This window comes from Pseudomonas sp. Z5-35 (assembly GCF_051131945.1).
Taxonomy (GTDB): Bacteria; Pseudomonadota; Gammaproteobacteria; order Pseudomonadales; family Pseudomonadaceae; genus Aquipseudomonas; species Aquipseudomonas marvdashtae.
The window spans coordinates 4,526,241-4,547,697 of sequence record NZ_CP071640.1 but is presented as its reverse complement, the minus strand read 5'-3'; the positions used below and the strand labels follow the sequence as shown (position 1 = coordinate 4,547,697).

Below are 21,457 nucleotides of genomic sequence, written 5' to 3'. Positions count from 1 at the left end.
GTTATTCGTTGTAGAACGCCTGGCGTTGCTGCGTTTCGCACAGGCGCATGCGGCTGTTGCTCAAGTGCAAGTACATGGCCGCCCGCGCCGCATCGACGTTACCACTGGCGATGGCGTCGAAGATTTGCTGGTGTTCGGCGTTGATGCCTTGCAGATAGGCGCTGCGATCGCTTTGCCCCGAGTAGGCGGAGTTCATCCGGGTACGCGGAATCAGCTTCGTGCCCAGGTGCTTCATGATGTCGATCAGGTAGTAATTGCCGGCCGCCTTGGCGATTTTCAGATGGAACTGAAAGTCAGCGTTGATGGTGGTGCCGGATTTTTCCGGACCTTGCAGCAGCGCCTCCAGCGCCTGGGCCAGTTCGGCCAGGGCTTGGGGCGTGGCGCGTTCGGCGGCCATGCCGGTGGCCTGGACTTCCAGGCTCAGGCGAAACTCCAGCAGGTTGAGCACATCCGACAACGTGGCAATCGTCGCCGGCCCGAGGGTAAAACCTTCGGGCGCCGGCATGTCCAGCACAAACGTGCCGACGCCATGGCGCGTCTCCACCAATCCCGCCGCTTGCAAGCGCGACAGCGCCTCGCGCACCACCGAGCGGCTGACGCCTTCGGCCTCCATGATGTGCACTTCGGTGGGGAGCTTTTCGCCGCACTTGAGGATGCCGTCGCGCATGCGCTGGGCAAAACGGTCGACCAGGGTTTCGGCGAGGCGGCGCGGTTTATTCAGTGGAGATAACGCTTGGTCCGTCATCGGCGTGCTCTTGGGTGATCAGCGGGCATTATAGTGAGTTTTAGCGCAAGGTCGCGGCTATAATGCCGCGATCGTCTGGCTTGATGGATAGGTGCAATGGAGCGTGTCACAACCGATCGACGCCTGAGCATGACTCAGCAACTGGTGGTCGACCTGACGCAGCAGATACTCGCCGGCGAACTGCCCGCAGGCAGCAAGTTGCCGACCGAACAGGTGATCATCAAGGAACGCGGCGTCAGTCGGACCGTGGTGCGTGAAGCCATGTCCCGGCTCCAGGCCGAAGGCTTGGTCGAAACCCGTCATGGCATCGGCACCTTCGTCGTCGACACCGCCCGCCCAGGCGATTTCCAAGGCAGCAAACACGTCAAGGGCGGCGCCTACGACGCGCTGGCGGTCATCGAACTGCGCCTGAGCCTGGAAGTGGAGGCCGCCGCCATCGCCGCGCAACGCGCCACGCCGGAGCAGTTACAGGCAATGCGTGAAGCGCTCGACGTCGCGAACGCTATTGACGCGATGGATGAGGAAAGCGCCAGGATGGATTTCGAATTCCACCTGCAAATTGCCCAGTGCACCGGCAACAGCTTTTTTATCGACGCGATGACACACGTGGGCAACACGCTGATCGCGGTAGTGCAACAGGCCGGGCCGGCTGTGACGTTGGAAAATCGAGCGCTGGTGGTGCGTGAGCGCGAGCAGATCTACGCGGCACTGGCGCGACAGGATGGCGAAGCAGCGCGGGCTTCGATGCGGTTGCACTTGATCAATATGCTGCAGCGGGTTCGGGGTGGGGTGGAGTCGAAGGCGGGTTAAAGCTGCGACAGTTCGGTTTGACCCAGAACCCGCACGCTATCAACGCGGCTGATATCGCGTAAAAAAAAAGCTGACCAGCAAAGGCCTGCCGCAACATCTGAATGTCTAGATATCCCGTGGCAAGTGCGCTTGCTCTCGCTGGGCTGCACAGCAGCCTTAGGGGTTGGCTGGCTAGTCTTCAAGACCGATCGATCATCTCCAGTTTCACTCCGCGCGCCTCTCCTCAACCAATGTTGCAGGTGAGCTGAAAAATATTATCGTCATCGTAAAAAAGCCTACCGGCCAATGCCTCAATGGCAGCAGCTTGGCTGCGGCTCAGGTTATAACCTTCATCGCCACGCTGGGGTGTAGACCATCCCATGATCTGCTTAAGTTGTGCATCGCAACCAGCAGGCAGTTCCACTTCAAAGGCTAACGTCTCGCTTTTTTTGCTGAAGGCCTCGACGACATGGAAAACGAGCGGTTCGACACTTTTGTCGAAGGCGAGGATCTCGTGCTTCATGTTATGTTTCTCCGATATTTTGAGGCCCGCTAGACCAGTACTCCGATGAATAAATCCAGATCCGTCGGAAGAGGTTTGCCGATGATGTCGGATATCTCTCTTATCTGATCCTTCGTTAACAACCATTCCCCCACAGCCATTGCGTTCAGGCTGCTATGGCCTAAAAGCTGTATGATTCGGTCGTTAAAATATTCATCCAGATCGAGATCAAATTTAAGCGAATCATCTTCATCCTCGTCTGGCAGGAACCCGCTAATACATAGATACATAAGCTTCCTATTTCTCTACTCTGCGGCCCGGTTTGGCCGGTTTAGTTTGGGCGCCAGTCTCAGCATCGTATTCACCCAAGTGCGCGCCTTGTCTGTCATACACTTCCACTCTCCCATTCTCGGAATCCCATTCGTAGATCCGTCCCTTTTTGTCTTGCCACCTTCTGCGAGAAGAGCCACCTCCCTGCACTCGTGATTTGAACTTAACATTGCGGGCTTCAGGAAAAGCAGTCAGCAACTTAGGCGCCGGATGATAACTATGATCCCCCCCAAAAGGCCTCGCAAACACCACATAAAGCGACTTCAGCCCCGTATCCGCCGGAAACACCAAAATATAGTCTTCGGCCGTGATGTCTTCCCCCGGCAGCCCATCAATCTGGCTGTCGACATCCTCCGCGATCGGATGGACGAGGATCGTACCCAGCTGTTTGCCGATATCGTCCGGATAGGTCAGCGGCGGAAGTGAACCGAGCGGGCTTTGCTGCGGCGTCCATATAATTGTGATGCCGTTGAGTTTGGCCTCCATTGCGGTGTGGTCGGCGTTCCATGTCACTTGCACGGTGCGCACCGAGTCGTCGCCCGATGGACCACTGTGGATGCCGTATACCTGGAGCACACCTTCGGCGTCGCGGCGGAATTGGAAGCGCACTCGGGTAGTGGCGTGGCTCATGCGGCGTAGCTGGTCGTCGGTGTGAAGCGTGCCGTCGGCCATTTGGTGGGGAGCATGCCGAGGACGAAGACGCTGGCCGGTCCGCCCGCGCCGCGTATGGCCCAGGTGAGGCGCTGCTGCATGATGCCGCCGCCAGCGATGCGACCCAGCGCCAGATCCGCGCCGAGGGCTGAGGCAATCGCGGTGCTTGCCGAGGGCATGAGCATGGCGCCCGCCACCATGATCCGGCCGAAATTCGAGGCCGCTTCGGTGGTCGTACCGACGCCCGTTTGGCACCAGTTTTCGGCGGTGCAGGATTTGGCGAACACCAAGTCATCCCGGGGCTTGGGCAATGGCCATTGCTCCGGGGCCCTGTCGACCGATTCTGGCGCAGACCTCGACCGAGGCATGAAGCTGCCACCTACGCCGGCGGAACTTGGCTTCACCAGCAACAAATCGCCGTTCCTGACGGCTTCGACGATATCGCTGTCACGGGGGATCTTCGACAGCGTTCCAAACTGATCCAGCCCGTCGATGGGGTGACCGCGCATCAGCGCGTCATCGACCAAACGTGCGGCCGTATCGGGAAGCTCCGTCGGTTCGAGCCCCTGATCCGCACTCCTTATCAAGCGCATTGCGTTCCTTGCGTTCAGTTAGGCGGGCTATTCTGGTGATGCGCGCTACGGCCAGCAACGCAAGGACCTTTGCGGCATATGTCTGGCCTGGGAGCCGGGACGTGGCGAGATTTCAGCGACCAGTCTTCGGAAAAGACGCTTAACGGATTACCAGGGATTTCACGGTCATGAAAAAACAAGAACAAGACATCCTCATCCAAACCTTGAAAAAACGCTTCGAAGACCACTTGAACCGTCACCCGGACATCCCATGGGCCGACGTCCTGACCCGACTGGAAAACCAGCCAGGTGCCCTGAAATCACTCCAGGCGATGGAGGCCACCGACGGCGAGCCCGACGTGATCGGCCATGAGCCGAAGACGGGCGTGATCACCTTCTGCGATTGCGCCAAGGAAAGCCCGACCGGCCGCCGCAGCCTTTGCTACGACCGCGCGGCGCTGGATGCGCGCAAGGAGAACAAGCCCAAAGGCAGCGCCATGGAAATGGCTGAGGAAATGGGCATCAGCCTGTTGACCGAAGACCAGTACCGAGCCCTGCAGACGCTGGGCGAGTTCGATGCGAAGACGTCCACATGGCTGGCGACACCTCCCGAACTTCGCGCCGTCGGCGGGGCGTTGTTTGGTGACTACCGCTATGGACGGGTGTTCATCTACCACAACGGCGTGCAGTCGTATTACGCGGCGCGTGGGTTTCGCGGGTTGCTGCGTGTCTAAGCAAGTCCGTGGCGAGGGAGCTTGCTCCCGCTGGGCTGCGCAGCAGCCCTCCTGCGGTGTGCCAGGGGAAAACGGTCGCAGATTTTACGACTGCTGCGCAGCCGAGCGGGAGCAAGCTCCCTCGCCACGAAAATTCATGCGTTCGAAGCGCCGCCATGCAACAGAACCATCTCACTCAAAAACCAAAACCTCACTTCCCTTGGTCTCGACCATCTCGGCAAACCCTGGCAGCCGCGCCACAAATTCGGTCTCGAACGCCAGATAGCGATCCTGCCCCGCCACATAACGAACCTCCGGCTTGATCCGCGGGATGTCCTTGGTCGACAGCTTCACCACCTCATTGCTGACCTGATTCCAAAACCACGCCAAGGTTTGCGTGCCAAACGTGTTGGCGCGATAACTCCACACCCACCAATCCCCATGCCCGCGTGCAACTTGAAGCTGCCCATGAAACGTGCGCAACGTGATGACCTGCTTGGGCTGCGTGACGAGCATGCGCGTGTCTTGGCGCAGTTCACTGCCGAATCCGTCCAGCGTTGATTGGGTCGTGGCGCCGGTGATGAAGTTAAAGCGCCACGCCAACAGAACCGTCTCCTGATAACCCGAATGCTCGACGTTCTGCCGCGCGCCCTCGCTGAACAGCAAAATCTCATCGCCACCCAAATACGCCGTTGCGGCCCGCAGCTTGTAGGCCTCGGCGGGCATTGGCTTGGCGATGACGGCCTGGTGCGGCGGGTCTTGATTCCAGATCCAGCATTTTGAGCCGTTGTGCTGCATGAACAGCAAACGACGAGGGCCAACAGGCAGGATCGCCAGTTCGTCCGAATCCTCGAAAATCACCTCGCTGCTGTCCGCCGTGATCCGCCAGATCCGCGTCAAATGCTCGGGTTCGTAGATGCGTTTGCGTTCGAATATCTCCGAGCCCACCACCACGCAAGGCTGTTCAAATTCCGGCCATTGCACTCCGGCAGGCCCGAACGCTGTGATCTCATCGCCTTGCCGAATTTCGTATTGGTAACGGTCGTCCGCACTGTAATCGCCGCGCACGACCCGATGTTTCCACAGGCTGCGCTGGGCATTGGCATCGATGAGCTGCAAGTCCGCGGCGTCCACGCCATCGGTACGATGTTCGAGCATGTCCTGCTCGGCGGGCGGCCACTGGTTGTAATCGATCAGGAAGCACAACCACTGGTCTTCGTCCTGCTCGGTGATGGCCGCCCAACCGTTGCGATAGTTGTATTCATGCACATAGGTGGGCCCGGGATAATCATGGACTTCCTGCAGCCACTTCAACTTGCTGCGCTTGGGTTTGGCCGGTTTGCGTTCTTTTACCGCCGGCGGCTCGATCAACGTGGCCGTGAACCTCGGTTCCCTACGCGGTATTTGCCAATGTCGGGCAAACGCCTCGCGCTGATCCGAGGGGACAACCACCGGCCGATAGTCATCGCCACCGGCATCCAGATTCCACAAGTCATAACCCTGGCCCGCCAACACCGACGCCAACACCTCGAAACAGACCTCGGGCATCTCGTTGGATAGCTCATCCAACAGCGCCTCGAACCCCGGCCCGGCAAACACACCGATGTCGGGATAGTAATGCTGCAACAGCCCGAGCAACTCACCGCCGGGTGTTTTCCAATCGATATGAACCAACGGATCAAATGGCGATTGCATCGCGGCTGTCTTCCTGTGATTTCGCTGGGGCCATCTTACCTATACACCACCGAGCTTAAGCGAACGAACAACCCCGTGGCGAGGGAGCTTGCTCCCGCTGGGCTGCGCAGCAGCGCCAATCCCACTCAATTTCACCGTCCATCGAAAAAAAAGCACCTGATCCGCTTAATCAAAGGCCTCAGGCGCTCCAGCAAAAGCGCGATCAACACCCCGCAGAGATGATGGCGCGGAGCACTGTGGGGATTTTCGAGCCGCTATCCGTCCGGATGCGCTTTTCCATTTGATTTGTCGACAGCGAACCGCCTGGTCGTCATGGCACGGCCCGCCGTATTAAGGATGAGTGAACAAAAATGAACAGAGTTTACCGAGTCGTCTGGAATGCCGTGATGGGCGCGTGGCAGGTGGCATCTGAGTTGGTCAAGAGCCACGGCAAGGACAAAAGCCGTACCTCGCTCAGCCTCGTCATCGGCGTGGGCGGCGGTCTTTTCGCCTCGGTAGCGGCGGCGGGAGCGTTGCCCACTGGCGGCAACATCGTGGCGGGTAACGGCAGCATTCAGCAGAATGGCAACAACATGGCCATTCATCAGGGCAGCGACAAGCTCGCCATCGACTGGCAGGGCTTTTCCGTCGGCAAAGGCAATACCGTCCAATTCATCCAGCCTGGCAAGGCGTCGGTCGCCTTGAACCGTGTGCTGGGCTCGGATGTGTCGGTGATCCAGGGCGCGTTGAAAGCCAACGGTCAGGTGTTTCTGGTCAACCCCAACGGCGTGCTCTTTACCCCCAGCGCACAGGTTGATGTGGGCGGCCTGGTGGCCTCCACGCTCAACTTATCCACAGAAGATTTCCTCGCCGGCAACTACCGTTTCAGTGGCGACAGCGCCGCCTCGGTGGTCAACCAGGGCAACATCAATGCCGCACAGGGCGGCACCATTGCCCTGATCGCCGCAAAAATCGTCAACGAAGGCAACATCACCGCGCACAAGGGCAATGTGCTGCTGGGCGCCGGCCGTGTCGTGACGCTCGACTTGGGCGGGCCGGTGCAATTGGAAGTGAAAGAAGGCGCGCTCCAAGCCTTGATCGAAAACGGCGGTGCCATTCGTGCCGATGCCGGCCGAATCCTGCTGACCGCGCGGGCGGCGGAAACCCTGGCGAGCACCGTCATCAACAACACCGGTTTGATCGAAGCCCGTTCCCTGGATATCGGTGAAAACGGTCTGGTCACGCTGATGGGCGACCACGGCGATGTGCAAGTCGCTGGGCGTATCGATGTGTCCTCCGATACCGCCAAGGGTGGCAAGATCGTCGTGACGGGCGACCGCGTGGCGATCAAAGGCGGCGCTGAGCTCGACGCCACCGGGGCCAAGGGCGGCGGTGAAATTTATGTGGGCGGTAGCTGGCAAGGCAAGGACCCGGCGATCAAACAGGCCAGCCAGACCACCATCGCCGCCGGTGCCGTGCTTGATGCATCGGCGACCGACAACGGCAAGGGCGGGACCGTGGTGGCCTGGTCGGATATCAAGAAACCGGGCAGCATGACCCGCGTGGACGGCACGCTGAAAGCCACCGGCGGCGCCAAGGGCGGCGACGGCGGCAAGATCGAGACCAGCGGCGCCAAGCTGGCGGTCAGCAAAGCCGCCGATGCGTCAGCCAAAAACGGCAAGGGTGGCTTATGGTTGCTTGACCCCGACAGCGTCACGGTGGCGCCGGGTAACGGAGGCTTGACCGGCGGCACCAACGGGACAGATGCCACGGTCGGTTTCAACGCGATCAATACGGCCCTGGCCGGCGGCACCGATGTGGCGATCAAGGCCGACAATTCTATCCACTGGAACGGTGACTACACCCCGACGAGCATCAGCGGTGAGCGGACGCTGACCTTGCAGTCTGGGCACGACGACGTCGGAACAGGTCGCTACGTGTTCGGCAATATTTTCCTCAACGGTGACATCGACGCCAGTGGCGCAGGCAATGGCAACAGCCTGGCGTTGATCCTCAACGGCAAGATCGCGCTCAACACCGACGTCAGTTTGAAGAGCAACGGTGGCAACATCGTGTTCGCCGGCGTGGTGGATTCCGATGCGGCGGCCAACAACCGCCAACTGCGGGTCGACGCCGGTTCAGGCTCGATCATCTTCAGTGACATGGTCGGCGGTAATAGCGCGCTGGGCGCGCTGTACGCGACTACCAGCGGCGCCGGCAAGACGTTCATCAACGGCGCCAGAGTCTTGACCAGCGGCGAGCAGGTCTACAGCGGCGCCGTCGAGCTGGGCACGTCACAATTCCTGAACGCCGACTTCGAAAACGGCCTGGTCGGCTGGAAGACCTCCATCGCCCAGTTCTTCACCGGCGTCACCGTGGTCGAAGGCGTGGTCTCGCCGGATGATCCAACGTTGCCGACCACCTCGCCAACCAATGGTAATGCGCCAAGCGTTTCGCCTGGCGACCAGGGCGACATGACCTACAAACCCCTCACTCCGGTCGCCGCGGCTGGCCAGGGCAAGGACGGCGGCGCTGCGCTGCTGCTGGGTACCGAAAACAATTCCAACTGCCTCAACGCCCCTGCTGGCTGCATCATGCGCGGCCCTTCGGTGGTGAGCGAGGGCACCGTCTCCCTGGCGGCGGGGGAAGCGGTCAGTTTCGATTACAAACCGGTCGCGGGCGGCGACACCTACGATGTCTTCGGCTATCTGTTGAACGTCAACACCGGCGAATACCAGATCATCCTGAACGAAACCGGGAACGGTACGGGCGCGGTGGATTGGAAAAGCCATACGGCAACGGCTGATAGGGCCGGCACCTACAAGTTCGTCTTCGTTTCGGGCAGTTTCGACCAAACTGCCGGCAAGCAGGTCGGCGGCTCGCTGTACGTCGACAACATCAAGACCAACACCTCGGGCAGCAAGGGCCTGCAAGGCAGTTCCATCACCTTCAACGGCAGCCTCAACAGCACCGACAACAACCTGGCCATCAAGGCCGACGACATCAACTTCAACGGCGGCGTCGGCAGCGTCACCGGCAATGGCAAGATCGCCCTCGAGACCAACACCCCGAGCAAGAACATTGCGGTGGGCGGCAGCACCGGTGACGCCCCCGGTTCGTTGGAGCTGACCGGCACCGACATCAGCGCATTGGGCGACGGGTTCACCTCCGTCAAGATCGGCGGCGCGGACATGACCGGTGACATCAGCATCATCGAAGCGACGCGGATCAACGACAACCTCATCCTGGATGCCGGTACCGGCGATATCCACATCAATGACCAACTGACCGTGGCGGACGCGCCGGGCACCGGTAGCGACGACAACAAACCGGCTCCGGTCCTGGCATTGCAAAGCAATGGCGGCAAGATCGACCAGACCGCCGGCGGTGCAATTGTCGCCGATGGCCTGGTGCTGTTGGGTGACGGTGCCGTTCATGACCTTGACAACGCCGCCAACGACGTCAACACGATCGCCAGTAACACCGGCACGGTCAGCTTCGCCGATGTCGATGACCTGACCGTCGGCGTGGTGACCGTTCCCGATAGCCAGACCCCGGCAAACCCGCAAGGCGTGCCGGTCGCAGGCATGACCCAGAGCGGCGACCTGAACCTGGTCGCCGACACGCTCACGGTCGACCAGGCCTTGCTCACCCAAGGCGATACGAGCCTGACCGCCGACGAAATCGATCTCGCCGCGAGCGTTGCCGGTAGCGGCAGCCTCACGCTGAAACAGAAGACCGATGGCCTGGATATTCACCTGGGCGGCAGCGATGACCCGGAAGTGACCGGGCCTAACGATCCGCTGGTGCTGTCCGACGCTGACCTGGCGAATATCCGGGATGGTTTCGACAAGGTCGTCATCGGTAACGACAAGACGCGCAACATCACCGTCGACGATGAAGGCGCGACGTTCGTGGACGACCTGGCACTGGTCGCAAGCGGCGTTCTGGACCTGCTGGGCGATTTGACGCTCAAGGATCCCGAAGGCACCGACGAAGACGGCACCACCGGCAAGGGGCTGACCCTGAGCGTCGACGCGGGCAAAGGTGCGACCCAGGCAACAGGCGCTACCATTACTGCAGACGAATTGGCCTTGCGTGGCGACGGCGATTTCAACTTGGGTAAAGGCGGGCATGACGTGAGCGTCATCGCCGCCGATGTCGGCAGCCTGAAATTCGCCGGCAACGGCAACCTGACGGTGGGCGTCGTGGACGGCACGGTGGGGATCACCTCCGATGAGGCGGTCACCCTGAAAACCGATCACGACCTGACGTTGGTTAAAGGCATCACCATTGAAAATGGTCCACGTGATGACGCCAGCCAGGGCCAGACCCGTGCCGACGACATCATCACCCTGGAGGTGGCGGGCAAGACCACCCAGTCCGGCGACGCCGGGGCCAAGCTCGATGCCCGCGGCCTGGTGCTGCTGGGCGGCAATTACGCCCTGGGCAACACCGGCAACGTGATCGGCGATATTGCCAGCGAGGCGGGCAAGGTCCAATTCAACAACAGCGGGAACCTCAAGGTGGGTTCGCTCACCGCGACCCATGCCGACGGCACGCAGACAACCATCACCGGCGTGAACAACACCGGCGACGTCAGCATCGGCACCCAAGGCAACCTGGCGATCAACGAAGGGCTGGCGACCAGCGGCAACGTGTTCCTCAATGTCGACGGCAAGACCACCCAAAACGCCAAGGGCAACATCACCGCTGACGGCCTGGCCCTCAACGGTGGCGACTTCGAGTTGCGCAACAACGGCAACGTGGTGGGTGACATTGCCAGCGAGGCGGGCAAGGTCGCCTTCAACAATACCGGCAACCTCAAGGTCGGCACGCTGACTGAAACCGATGGCAACGGCAATCTGATCAAGACCACCACCGGCGTGAACAACACCGGCGACGTCAGCATCGGTACCCAAGGCAACCTGGCGATCTACGAAGCGCTGGCGACCAGTGGCAACGTATTCCTCAATGTCGGTGGCACGACCACCCAGGACGGCAACGGCAACATCACCGCCGACGGCCTGGCCCTCAACGGTGGCGATTTCGAGTTGCGTAACAACGGCAACGTGGTGGGTGATATTGCCAGCGAGGCAGGCAAGGTCGCGTTCAACAATACCGGCAACCTCAAGGTCGGCACGCTGACCGAATCCGACGGCAACGGCAAGCTGGTCAAGACCACCACCGGCGTGAACAACACTGGCGACGTGAGCATCGGCACCCAAGGCAATCTGGCGATCAACGAAGCGCTGGCCACCCGCGGCAACGTGTTCCTCAACGTCGATGGCAAGACTACCCAGAATGCCAAAGGCAACATCACCGCAGATGGCCTGGCGCTCAAGGGCGGCGATTTCGACCTGCGCAACGCCAGCAACTGGGTCGGCGATATCGCCAGCCGCGCGAAGGACGTCAGCTTCGTCAACCGCAGTGACGTCACCGTCGGCAGGCTGACCGAGACGGCACTGGACGGCACCCAGTTGGATCAGATCGTCGGCATCGGCAACACCGGCAAAGTCCAGGTTGTCACGACGACCGGCAACATCACCCTGGCCGAGAACGTCAGCACCGCCAGCAAAGCCACTGATGCGATCGTGCTCAACGCCGGTCAATCCGCTTTGGCGGGCGTGGCCACGGGCGGTGACGTGAAGGCCGACGCAGGCGTGACGGTGTCCACCGGCGTCGGTGGCCGGGCGGTGATCTATACCGGTAGCCTCGCTGGCAGTACCCGCGTGGTGGATGTGGTCGGCAGTGGCAGCGGCAATTTCCGCTACAACAGTGACGAGCAGCAGAGCAATTTCGGCAGGGCGTTGGGTAGCACGGGCGTGCATGCCGTGTACCGCGAGCAACCCACCTTGGTGGTATCCACCAACGGTACGACCACCCAGACCAAGCCGTTCGATGGCCAAACCACGTTCAATGGCGGCGGTATAGCCGGTTATGACGCCAACGGTCTGTGGAACGGCGACACCAAGCAAATGCTCGGCAACCCACTGTATTCGGTAGGGACACAAGGTCCGGGCTCGCACCTGATCAACATCGGCGGGCTGGCTGACCTCGGTTACCTGATCGTCAGCAACCCGACCAATGCCAACCTGACCGTGACAGCGTCCGTTGACTACGACGCCGTCCGGCAGAGCGTCGCCGATGCAACACGCGTCGGTGCGCAGGTGACGTCGCCGCATGCCCCTGAGCTCAACCCGGCACAGCCGAAACCGGCTGACTGGTCCGACTACGGGGTCGACGACGGCGGTCTGTTGCTGGTGGACCAAGGTGGTACTCGTGGGAACGGCGCCGGCAATACTGACAGCGATTCCGCTGCCCAGGCCGAGAGCGCCGACAGCGAGCGGGAACTGGCCGGGAACGTCTGCGCCGATGGCGGTGTATCGGGTGGAAGCGCTTGTGCGGCCTACCCGCCGCAGACCGTTTTCGTCGTGCGCGGCGGTGTGCGCTTGCCGAGTCTGGCCATGCGTCCCTGATCCCTGACATCCACCTTTTCATTTGAAGGAGCCCCTTGGCCACGTCCGCGGACGTGGCCAAGGCTCAGGCAAGCCGAATCATTCGAGATTTATTCAATGCATAACAAATTGATGTCCTGCGCCGCCGGTCTGGCGTTGCTATTCACTTCACCGGTCTGGGCGGCGACCCTGCCGGCACGCCCGATTCCCGATGCCGGTCTTATCCTGCAGGAACTGCCGATTCCACAGCAGGAGTTGCCGCAAAGCATTCGCCTGGATGTGGAAGCGCCGCAAGCGGCCCAGGAAAAAGTCGGCGGCGCCAAAGTCCAGCTCAGCGCCGTCCATTTCACCGACAACACGCGCATCGACGAGGCCAGCCTGCAACGCGTGGTCGCCCCGGCCATTGGTCAGGCCCTTGACCTGGACGCGCTGCGGGAAGTGGCCCGGCAGGTCACGCTCTACTACCGCGAGCAGGGCTACCCGTTTGCCCGTGCCTATTTGCCGGCACAACGCATGGCCAACGGCGAGCTGACCATTGCCGTGATCGAAGGCCGCTATGGGAAAGTCACCGCCACCCACGACGATGCGAAACTGGCCGCGCAGGCGCAGCCCTTCCTGGACGACTTGAAGCCGGGCGACGTGATCGAGCGTGACCGACTGGAGCGCAGCATATTGGTGCTCTCAGACTTGCCAGGCGTGGCTGTCCGCCCGGTCATCCGGCCAGGTGAGGCACTCGGTACGGGCGATCTTGACGCCAAAGTGAGTAAAACCGAGGCCTTCGAAGGCAGGGCTACGCTGGACAACCACGGCAACCGCTACTCGGGGCGCAACCGCCTGACGGTACAAGGTGACTGGAACAGCCCGTTGATGCTGGGCGACAAGCTCAGCGCCGCCGTGATGGCCACCGATGAAGAGCTGTATTTCGGCAGCCTCGGCTACTCGATGCCATTGGGTACGTCCGGCCTGCGCGGCAACGTGGGTTACGCCCAGAGCGCCTATGACCTGGGCGCTGAATTCGCCGACCTGGGGGCGACCGGCACCGCCGAGGTCAGCAGCATTGGCCTGAGTTACCCGCTCCTGCGCAGCAACCAGGCGAACGTCATGTTGGCCGGGCAATACCAGCACAAGGACCTTGAGGATAAGTACGAAGTGCTGGGCCTCAGTTTTGAAAAAAGCAGCAACACGCTGCCCATCAGCTTGCAATTCGACGTCAGGGACACCTTGTTCGGCGGCGGCATCACCTACGGCGGCGCGACGCTGACCTACGGTGACCTGAAACTGGATTCGGCCCTGCGCGAGGGCGACCGTCAGACTGCCCAGACCGAAGGCCAGTTCAGCAAAGTGAACGTCGACCTCGCCCGTCTGCAAGCGCTGCCCGCCAACTTCACACTCTTTGCTCGTTTCCTTGGGCAGTGGAGCCAGGACAACCTGGACTCGTCCGAAGATTTCAGCCTTGGCGGTGTCGATGGCGTACGGGCTTATCCGCAAAGCGAAGCCTCGGGCGACGAAGGCATGCTGACCCAGATCGAGCTTCGCTACCCGATCGACAAGCTCACGCCCTACCTGTTCTGGGATGCCGGCAAAGTGCGCATCAACCACAACGAGTGGGCCGATGAGGAAAACACCCGCAGCATCTCCGGCGGCGGTGTGGGTCTGCGCGCTCAATACGGCCAGATCTCGTTCGATGCAACGGTCGCATGGCGCCACTCCGGCGGCGAAGCACAGAGCGATACCCGTCAGGAAAACCCCCAACTGCTCGCCCAGATCGGTTACCAGTTCTAACCGGTTCAATTCACGGTTGTACTGCTGTTCACCAAACCGTGGCGAGGGAGCAAGCTCCCTCGCCACGGTTCAAGTGAACGACATCCCCCCGCATCAGCGGCCGCCCCGGCCGGAACGACCGTTTATCGCCCATTTAAAATTTGATAGCTTCAGTTCTCGCCTGATCTGCCGTTATAGCGACTTGTTGCCGGCCCGATACGTGATTCCTCGCCTGGCAATTCGCGACAGTGACCTGGCTAACCACAACAAGAGACCTGGCGAATGGACAACGCACGATACGAAAGGCAGGCAGCGACGGCGGGGGGCGTGGCGGCGTCTGAGCTGTTGCCGCATATTCTGCTGATCGACGATGTCCCTGAAGACATCCGCGCCACGCTCATTCTGTTGAAAACCCAGCCCTGGCGCATCTCCCTGGCCAGCGATGCCTATCAAGGCTATCAACGGGCACTTGCCCTGCGCCCGGATCTCATCGTCCTGGACGTGCACATGCCGCAAATGGATGGTTTCAGCCTGTGCCGGCTGTTGCGCGAGGCACCGGCCACCCGGCATATCCCGATCCTGTTCCTGTCGTCGGCCAATACCTCATTGGAGCGGTTGGAAGGGCTGTCGGTGGGCGCGGTGGACTACATCCTCAAATCCTGCGCCGCCGAAGAAGTGTTGGCACGTATCAAGATCCACCTGCAATTGACCTGGCGAGCGCCGCCGGTCGCTCGAGAAACCCCGGCCGATCCGGAACCGCAAGGCGATGAAATCGTGCTGCGCGCAGCGATGCGGCTGATTGAACATCAGCTGGACGACATACCGTCCCTGGGCATGCTCGCGCAAAAGGTCGGCACCCACGAAAAACGCCTCTCTGCCATTTTTCGCGAACACCTGGGCATGACCGTGTTTGCCTACATTCGTGACGCGCGGCTGCGGCGCGGCCAGGAATTGCTCTGCGAAAGCGCCATGAGCGTGCAGGACGTTGCCGAAGTGGTGGGCTTTCGTAATGCCTGCAACTTCACCACCGCATTTCGACAGCGAATCGGCATGACGCCCAGTCAGTTTCGCCAGCAAACCCTGGGCATCAACGAAATCGAGTCGGCCGGGCGTGCCTGATGCGGCTACTACAGTTTTTCTTGCTGACGATAACGTTGTTTTCCACAGGCCTGCTGCGTGCGGCGCCTGTGGATATCTGCCGGACTGACCACCTGGACCTGATGCCCTCGGCGCAGATTTTCGAAGATGCCCAGGCCGGCCTGAGCCGGGCGGAAGTCGCTCAACTGCCCGAAAGCCGTTTCAATGCTGTAACGCCTCACTGGCCGACCCAGGGCTATAGCCGCTCCGCGTTCTGGTTGAAATGGCATTTCACCAATTCGAGCGCAGAGGCGTGCTCGCGCATGCTGGTCGTCGGGGCGCCGCGCCTGGAAGACATTCGCGTCTACCAGCCGGGGCATGAGGCCCACGCCGGCGGCGCCTATCCCTTGGCCGACTGGCCGCAGCCGGCGGCGCGTCAACCGGCATTCCCGGTGTCGTTGGTGGCGGGGGAGAGCGCCACGGTGTTGGTCCGGGTAACGAGCAATTTCCAAATGCTACTGGAGCCGGAGCTGTGGTCCGAACCGGCGCTGCTGCGCACTCAACAACGGACGTACCTGAGCGACGGGCTCACCCTCGGCATCGTCCTGCTGGTCGTCCCGTTCGGTCTGATCGTCGGCTGGATCCTCCGCTCCCGACTGCTCACTGTGAACGCGGGCGCAGTTCTCAGCTACATCCTGCTGACCTGCATCCTCAACGGCTACCTGATCTACTGGCCCGCTGCGCTGGGCTGGACGCGTGAGCTGCTGACCTGTGCCAGCGCGCTCTCGTTCGTGCTGTTCCTGGCCTACTTCCGCGTGTTGTTGCAGGTGTCCGTGCTGCCCAGAGTCATTGGCTGGAGCTATTGTGTGCCGCTGTTGGGCTGTGTCCTTGGCCGACTCTGGTGGCTAAAAATCGATCCGGTCCAGGGCGCGCAGATAGTCCAGGTGTCCCTGTTTAGTTTTTATGGTGCGCTGCTAGCCACGCTGTTCATGGCTTGGCGCAGAAGGCTCACTTACAACTGGATGGCGTGGCTGGTGCCGGCGCTATTGCTTGGGCAATTGCTAATGCGGATTTTCTTCCCGCAAGAACAACTGCCCTGGCAATCGCCGGAAACTAAATACAGCCTATCGTCCACCTTGTCCGGCGTGGTGTTGCTGGTATGCACGTTGATCATGGAAGTCAGCCGCAGCCGCCATCGCGAAAAGAACGCCCTGTCCAGCCTCGAACAACAGCGCCTGGCCGAGCACGAACGCCTGGAAAGCACCGTAGCGCTGCGCACCTCGCAACTGCGTGAATCGCTGGCGGCCCGCAGCGCGTTGATGGCGCGGATCAGCCACGACCTGCGCTCGCCGCTGGTGCGCATCATCGACTACGCACGCCTGCTGCACGCCGGGCCCAACCGCGACTATCAAGCGACGATCGAGCGCAACGCCCGCCAGCAACTGGAGCTGATCGACGAAATGCTCGAATTCTCCCGTGGCGAACTGGAACAGATGCAACTGTCCCTCGCACCGGGTTATCTCTACGGCTTCCTGAAAGAGATCGCAGACGAGGCGGGTTTCCTCGCCGCGCGCCAGGGCAATACCTTCGAGGCGGACTTGGCAGACGACCTGCCGCCGCTGGTGGAAGCTGACTTCAAACGCCTGCGGCAGATCCTCATGAACCTGCTGGCGAACGCGGCGAAATTTACCCGCGATGGCCAGATCCGCTTCGAAGTGAGCGCTCATCCGGGGACTACCGCCGACACCGTGGAACTGCGCTTCAGTGTGATCGACAGCGGCATCGGCATAGAGCCACAAGAGTTCGAACAACTGCTGCAACCGTTCCGCCGCGGCCGCAATGCCCAGCGTTACGAAGGCAGCGGGCTGGGCCTGTCGATCGTCACGCAACTGCTGGAACGCATGGACAGCCGCCTCGAACCCCAAGCCACGGAGCAGGGCAGCCACTTCAGTTTTCGCCTGCCATTGAAATGCGCCCAAGAACACGACTTGGAACACGGCATCCTCGACAACAACGCCACGCCGCTCGATGGCCAGGGCAAACACGTCCTGCTGGTGGACGACATCGAGCAAAACAGCGAGTGGCTCTATGACCTGCTGGCCGGCTACGGTTTTGATGTGAGCATGGCGGCGAACGGCGAAGACGCCTTGGCCTGCCTGGCTGAACAACCGATCGACCTGCTGATCAGCGACCAGATGATGCCGGGCATGGACGGTTGGGAATTGCTGCGCCAGGTGCGCGAACGCTGGCGCCATCTGCCCGTAATGCTTTACTCGGCGGTCCCGTCACGCAGACCGGAGAACTACCCCAAGGACCTGGACTTCGACGCGGTACTGCTCAAGCCCGCCGACAGCCGCCAATTGCTGGGATGGGTCAAGACACTGGCCTGCCCGGACACGGTGCGTCGCGCGATGGCTCGGGAGTTCTAGCATGCCGGGTTTGGGTTACCGGCTGCTCTTGCTCGGCAGCCTTTCAGCGTTGCCTTGGGCATCGGGCTATGCCGAACAAGCGGCCCCCAGCGCCCTCACACTCGACGAAACCACCGTCACCGCTCGGCGCCGCGAGGAAGACCCACAGCAAGTGCCGATCCCGATCAACGTTCTCTACGGCGATCAACTGGACGAGGCCGGCCTGCATACGCTTAAAGACATCCAGCAACGCGTACCCGGTTTGATAGTCTCCGGTCACGACGCCCGTTACGCCGGCTTCGGCCTGCGCGGTTTCGGCGCGACGGCCTATAACGATGGCCTGGAAGGCAGCGTCGGCACGTACGTCGATGGCGTTTACCAGGCGCGCCAGGGCATGGCCTTCACCGAGTTGATGGACATCGAGCGCATCGAAGTCTTGCGCGGGCCGCAAGGCACCTTGTTCGGCAAAAACACCACGGCGGGCGCGCTGAATATCATCACTCGCCAGCCGACCTTCCAGCCCGAGGCCAACCTCGAAGCCAGCTACGGCGAGCACGGCTTGCGCGAATTTCGCGGGACGATTTCCGGTCCGCTGCAAGACGACGTCCTGGCCGGCCGACTGAATGTCTTCGACAGCGCCGCCGATGGCACCGTGGAAAACCTGCACGACGGCAGCCGCCTCGGCGACGCCGACAGCCAGGGCCTGCGCGGTCAATTATTGTGGACGCCGAACAGCGACTTCAGCGCCCGCCTGATCGCCGACTACGCCGAGCAAAACGAGGCCGGCAACGTCCTGCTGCCCAATCACTACAGCGAGCAAACCCGCAAGCGCGCCAAGTTCCACGGCTATCCACTGACCGAGCCCGACCCTTACAAACGCGAATCCCGCATCGACTCGCCGGGCCGTCCGCAAACCTTACAGAACGGCGTGTCATTGGAATTGAACTGGGACATCGACGAGGCAATGCGCTTCACCAGCATCACCGCCTACCGCGATTGGGACTACCGCGCCACCCGCGACGGCGACAGCACCGCGCTGGCGGTGGCGCAGTCCGAAACCGAGCTCGGCCATCGGCAGTTCAGCCAGGAATGGCGCCTGTCCGGCACGGCCGGTTCGTCCGTTGACTATGTCGCCGGCCTCTACTATTTGCGCCAGCAGCTCGACCGCGAGATCGACGCCGAATTCGGCAAGGACGCCGCGCCCTGGTTCGTCGGCGATCAGCTCGACCAACTGAAAAAACTCTTCGGCATCAATTTCACCCATCCGAGCCAGGTGCCTTCCATGCTGCTCGATGGCGCCCAGCAACATTTCGACGGCGAGCAGAAGGGCGACAGCCGGGCGATCTTCGGCCAGCTTTCCTGGCGCCCGATCGAACCGCTGGAACTTACCGGCGGCCTGCGCTACAGCCATGAGCGCAAGGACGGCTGGATCTCCCGCGACGTCAGCAACCTCGCCCCGTTGACCGGCTTGCCGCCGGTGTTCCAAGCCGGAGGGCAACTGCTGCGCGACATCGCCCTCGGCCGGGGTTACTACCGCGAGGATTCGATCGAAGAACACAACGTCTCCAGCCTCGCCAGCGCCAGCTACCGTTTCAGCGAGGCGGTGATGGGCTACGTCAGTTGGTCGCGGGGCTACAAGGCCGGCGGCATCAACTTCGACGTGGTCGGCCCGTTCACCGCGCCGACCTTCGAGCCGGAGCGCGCCACGTCGCTGGAACTGGGCGTGAAAACGCGCTTCTGGAATGAGCGCGCATTGCTCGACCTTGCCGTCTACCAGACTGACGTCGACAACTACCAGGCACTCACCTACAGCCCGCCGACCTCGCTGTTCGCACCACCGCTGCGGGACAACCTGATCAACGTCGGCAAAGTCCGCCTGCGCGGCATCGAACTCGATACCGCCTGGCAACTCGCCCCACGACTCACCGGCCGCCTGGGCCTGGCCTGGAGCGATGCGCGCTATCGCAGCTTCCCCAACGCGCCATGCCCACCGGCTTCGGGCCAATGGACCTGCGACCTCAGCGGCGAGCGCCTCTACAACGCGCCGGAATGGAACCTCAGCAGCGGCCTCGACCATACCCACCCGCTGCCCTACGGATTGGAAGCCTTCAGCGGCGTCGACTACAGCTTTCGCACCGGTTACTACGGCACCCTCGAAGGCGGCGAGGGCAGCTATCAACCCAGCTACGGCCTCACCAACCTGCGCCTGGGCCTGCGCAGCCAAGACCGTGCATGGGAAGTGGAAGGCTGGGTGCGCAACGTCTTCGACCGGCAGTACATCACCGCCGTGTATTCACTGCTCGGCGCCGGCGACTATGGCGTCATGACCGGCAGCGAACGCACCCTCGGCACCACCGTCAGGCTTCGCTATTGACCGAAATAAACCGCGTCGGACAAAACGCCAAACGGTTACCGCCGGCCTTCTTCGACAGGTACATCGCCTGATCCGCCTTGTTGATCAGCCCATCGACCTCCAGCCCATGCTCCGGATAAAACGCCACCCCGATACTCGCCGCAATCTCCACCGTCTGCGCGCCGATCAAAATCGGCGCATTGGCCGCCGCCAGCATCCGCTTGAGCAACGGCTCGCAGTCCTCCACCGCCTGCAACCCCACCAGCCCCGCGACAAACTCATCGCCACCGAGCCGCGCCAACGTATCGCCCTCGCGCAACGTCGCATTGATCCGCGCCGCGACAATCTGCAACACCCGATCTCCCCAGTCATGGCCATAACTGTCGTTCAGCGCCTTGAACCCATCCAGATCAATAAACGCGATCGCCACCTTCTGCTGATAAAGGCGCGCCTTGCCCAACGCCTGACGCATGCGCTCGGCCAGCAACAGGCGATTGGGCAACTGCGTAAGCGCGTCATACCGCGCGTCACGCTCCAGCAACCGCAAACGCTGCTTCATTTGCGTCATGTCACTGAACAGCGCCACATAGTGCTGAACGTTGCCGTGACGGTCATGCACCGCACTGACGCTGATCCGTGACGTCATCTCCCGGCCATCCTTGCGGTTGCTCTGAATCTCACCGGACCAATGCCCGTGGAAATCCAACGCATTTTTCACCGGCGCATAAAACGCCGCGAGCCGCCGCAGCATGCGATGGGAGTTCAAATCCCGGCCTAGCACCTCGTCCTGCCCGTAACCGGTCAGCCGCGTAAAGGCCTCGTTCACGGCGATGACCCGGCCGAATGGGTCGACCAGGATGATGCCTTCGCGGGCGTGGCTGAACACGGTGGCGGCCAGCTCTGGGCAGAGGGTGTTGAGGTGCCGGTCCAGCGCGCTTTCGTCACGGGTCGCCGGCCATATCTTGGAATCGAAACCTTGCTGGGCCAGATAGGCGGCCAGGGACGAGAGGGAATTGTGCAGGCGGGTGAGCGCATTCGTGGCGAGCCTGGAGTTGCGGCAGTAGCTGCGAATGAAGGTGCGTAGGTTCATGGGAGGTACACAGTGCTCGGTTGCAGCGGTAGGGTGAGTGAAGAGGGGATTATCGAGGCGGGGGGGGGTGAGCGTGTTTGCTAAAGCGGATGTGAGTTTTGCGGGAAGGGATGAAGTCGAAAGATTTTTGTGTGGGTTTTATAGCTGGGGCGAATTAACAGTCACGTACTTGTTGCTAGATGTTATTACGAACTGTCATTTCCTACAGGTGCGCGAGAATTTTCGAGGGCCGTATTCTGAGGGCGATATCGCGAGATTTCGTTTGAACAGTGTCGCGCTATCACGGTGCTTGATTTCGTGAGGTGCGATATGGAATTCGTAGAGAACTACAAAG

At 61.5% G+C, this 21,457-nt stretch carries 14 protein-coding genes; 7 read left to right on the top strand and 7 right to left on the bottom strand.

Annotation, left to right across the window (positions count from 1 at the left end; genetic code table 11):
• Window position 1: 1 nt before the first annotated feature.
• Window positions 2-745, bottom strand: a complete 744-nt coding sequence (locus J3P95_RS20865; protein ID WP_434558578.1) for a FadR/GntR family transcriptional regulator — start codon at window positions 743-745, stop codon at window positions 2-4.
• Between the two features lie 96 nt (window positions 746-841).
• On the opposite strand from J3P95_RS20865, the gene J3P95_RS20860 reads away from it, so the two are divergent.
• Window positions 842-1,555 carry a FadR/GntR family transcriptional regulator gene (locus tag J3P95_RS20860; RefSeq protein WP_434558577.1) on the top strand — a complete coding sequence of 238 codons (714 nt, stop codon included), beginning with the start codon at window positions 842-844 and terminating at the stop codon, window positions 1,553-1,555.
• Window positions 1,556-1,778: 223 nt separating this feature from the next.
• Here the strand turns inward: J3P95_RS20860 and J3P95_RS20855 are convergent, their stop codons facing one another.
• The 4 genes from J3P95_RS20855 to J3P95_RS20840 are packed head-to-tail and all read right to left on the bottom strand — an operon-like array spanning window position 1,779 to window position 3,610.
• Window positions 1,779-2,057 carry a DUF7683 domain-containing protein gene (locus J3P95_RS20855; protein ID WP_434558576.1) on the bottom strand — a complete coding sequence of 93 codons (279 nt, stop codon included), beginning with the start codon at window positions 2,055-2,057 and terminating at the stop codon, window positions 1,779-1,781.
• Between the two features lie 29 nt (window positions 2,058-2,086).
• Window positions 2,087-2,326: a pyocin S6 family toxin immunity protein gene (locus J3P95_RS20850; RefSeq protein ID WP_434558575.1), complete on the bottom strand. Its 240-nt coding sequence runs from the start codon at window positions 2,324-2,326 to the stop codon at window positions 2,087-2,089.
• 7 nt (window positions 2,327-2,333) lie between these two features.
• Window positions 2,334-3,038: an S-type pyocin domain-containing protein gene (locus J3P95_RS20845; protein WP_434579845.1), complete on the bottom strand. Its 705-nt coding sequence runs from the start codon at window positions 3,036-3,038 to the stop codon at window positions 2,334-2,336.
• The gene (locus J3P95_RS20840; protein ID WP_434579847.1) at window positions 2,993-3,610 is read right to left on the bottom strand and encodes a hypothetical protein; all 618 of its coding nucleotides are present in this window, start codon (window positions 3,608-3,610) and stop codon (window positions 2,993-2,995) included. Before J3P95_RS20840 ends, J3P95_RS20845 begins: the two co-directional genes overlap by 46 nt.
• A gap of 167 nt (window positions 3,611-3,777) precedes the next feature.
• On the opposite strand from J3P95_RS20840, the gene J3P95_RS20835 reads away from it, so the two are divergent.
• Window positions 3,778-4,323, top strand: coding sequence for a DUF4256 domain-containing protein (locus J3P95_RS20835; protein ID WP_434579849.1), 546 nt, complete (start codon window positions 3,778-3,780; stop codon window positions 4,321-4,323).
• Window positions 4,324-4,494: 171 nt separating this feature from the next.
• On the opposite strand, the gene J3P95_RS20830 is transcribed toward J3P95_RS20835, so the two are convergent.
• The gene (locus tag J3P95_RS20830; protein ID WP_434579850.1) at window positions 4,495-5,997 is read right to left on the bottom strand and encodes a DUF6630 family protein; all 1,503 of its coding nucleotides are present in this window, start codon (window positions 5,995-5,997) and stop codon (window positions 4,495-4,497) included.
• A gap of 350 nt (window positions 5,998-6,347) precedes the next feature.
• Between J3P95_RS20830 and J3P95_RS20825 the strand changes: the two genes are divergently transcribed.
• The 5 genes from J3P95_RS20825 (at window position 6,348) to J3P95_RS20805 (ending at window position 20,054) form a co-directional block, all read left to right on the top strand.
• Complete coding sequence (locus J3P95_RS20825; RefSeq protein WP_434579852.1) at window positions 6,348-12,455, top strand: filamentous hemagglutinin N-terminal domain-containing protein; 6,108 nt, start codon at window positions 6,348-6,350, stop codon at window positions 12,453-12,455.
• A gap of 96 nt (window positions 12,456-12,551) precedes the next feature.
• The gene (locus J3P95_RS20820; RefSeq protein WP_434558569.1) at window positions 12,552-14,216 is read left to right on the top strand and encodes a ShlB/FhaC/HecB family hemolysin secretion/activation protein; all 1,665 of its coding nucleotides are present in this window, start codon (window positions 12,552-12,554) and stop codon (window positions 14,214-14,216) included.
• A gap of 261 nt (window positions 14,217-14,477) precedes the next feature.
• Complete coding sequence (locus tag J3P95_RS20815; protein WP_434558568.1) at window positions 14,478-15,314, top strand: response regulator transcription factor; 837 nt, start codon at window positions 14,478-14,480, stop codon at window positions 15,312-15,314.
• Entirely contained in the window at window positions 15,314-17,701 is a 2,388-nt protein-coding gene (locus tag J3P95_RS20810) for an ATP-binding protein (protein ID WP_434579854.1), read from the top strand. The genes J3P95_RS20815 and J3P95_RS20810 overlap by 1 nt, the downstream gene beginning before the upstream one ends.
• Before the next feature lies 1 nt (window position 17,702).
• Window positions 17,703-20,054, top strand: a complete 2,352-nt coding sequence (locus J3P95_RS20805) for a TonB-dependent receptor (protein WP_434626084.1) — start codon at window positions 17,703-17,705, stop codon at window positions 20,052-20,054.
• Here J3P95_RS20805 and J3P95_RS20800 read toward each other — a convergent pair.
• The gene (locus tag J3P95_RS20800; RefSeq protein ID WP_434579858.1) at window positions 20,038-21,123 is read right to left on the bottom strand and encodes a diguanylate cyclase domain-containing protein; all 1,086 of its coding nucleotides are present in this window, start codon (window positions 21,121-21,123) and stop codon (window positions 20,038-20,040) included. The two genes, J3P95_RS20805 and J3P95_RS20800, sit on opposite strands and share 17 nt — an antisense overlap.
• Between the last annotated feature and the right edge of the window lie 334 nt (window positions 21,124-21,457).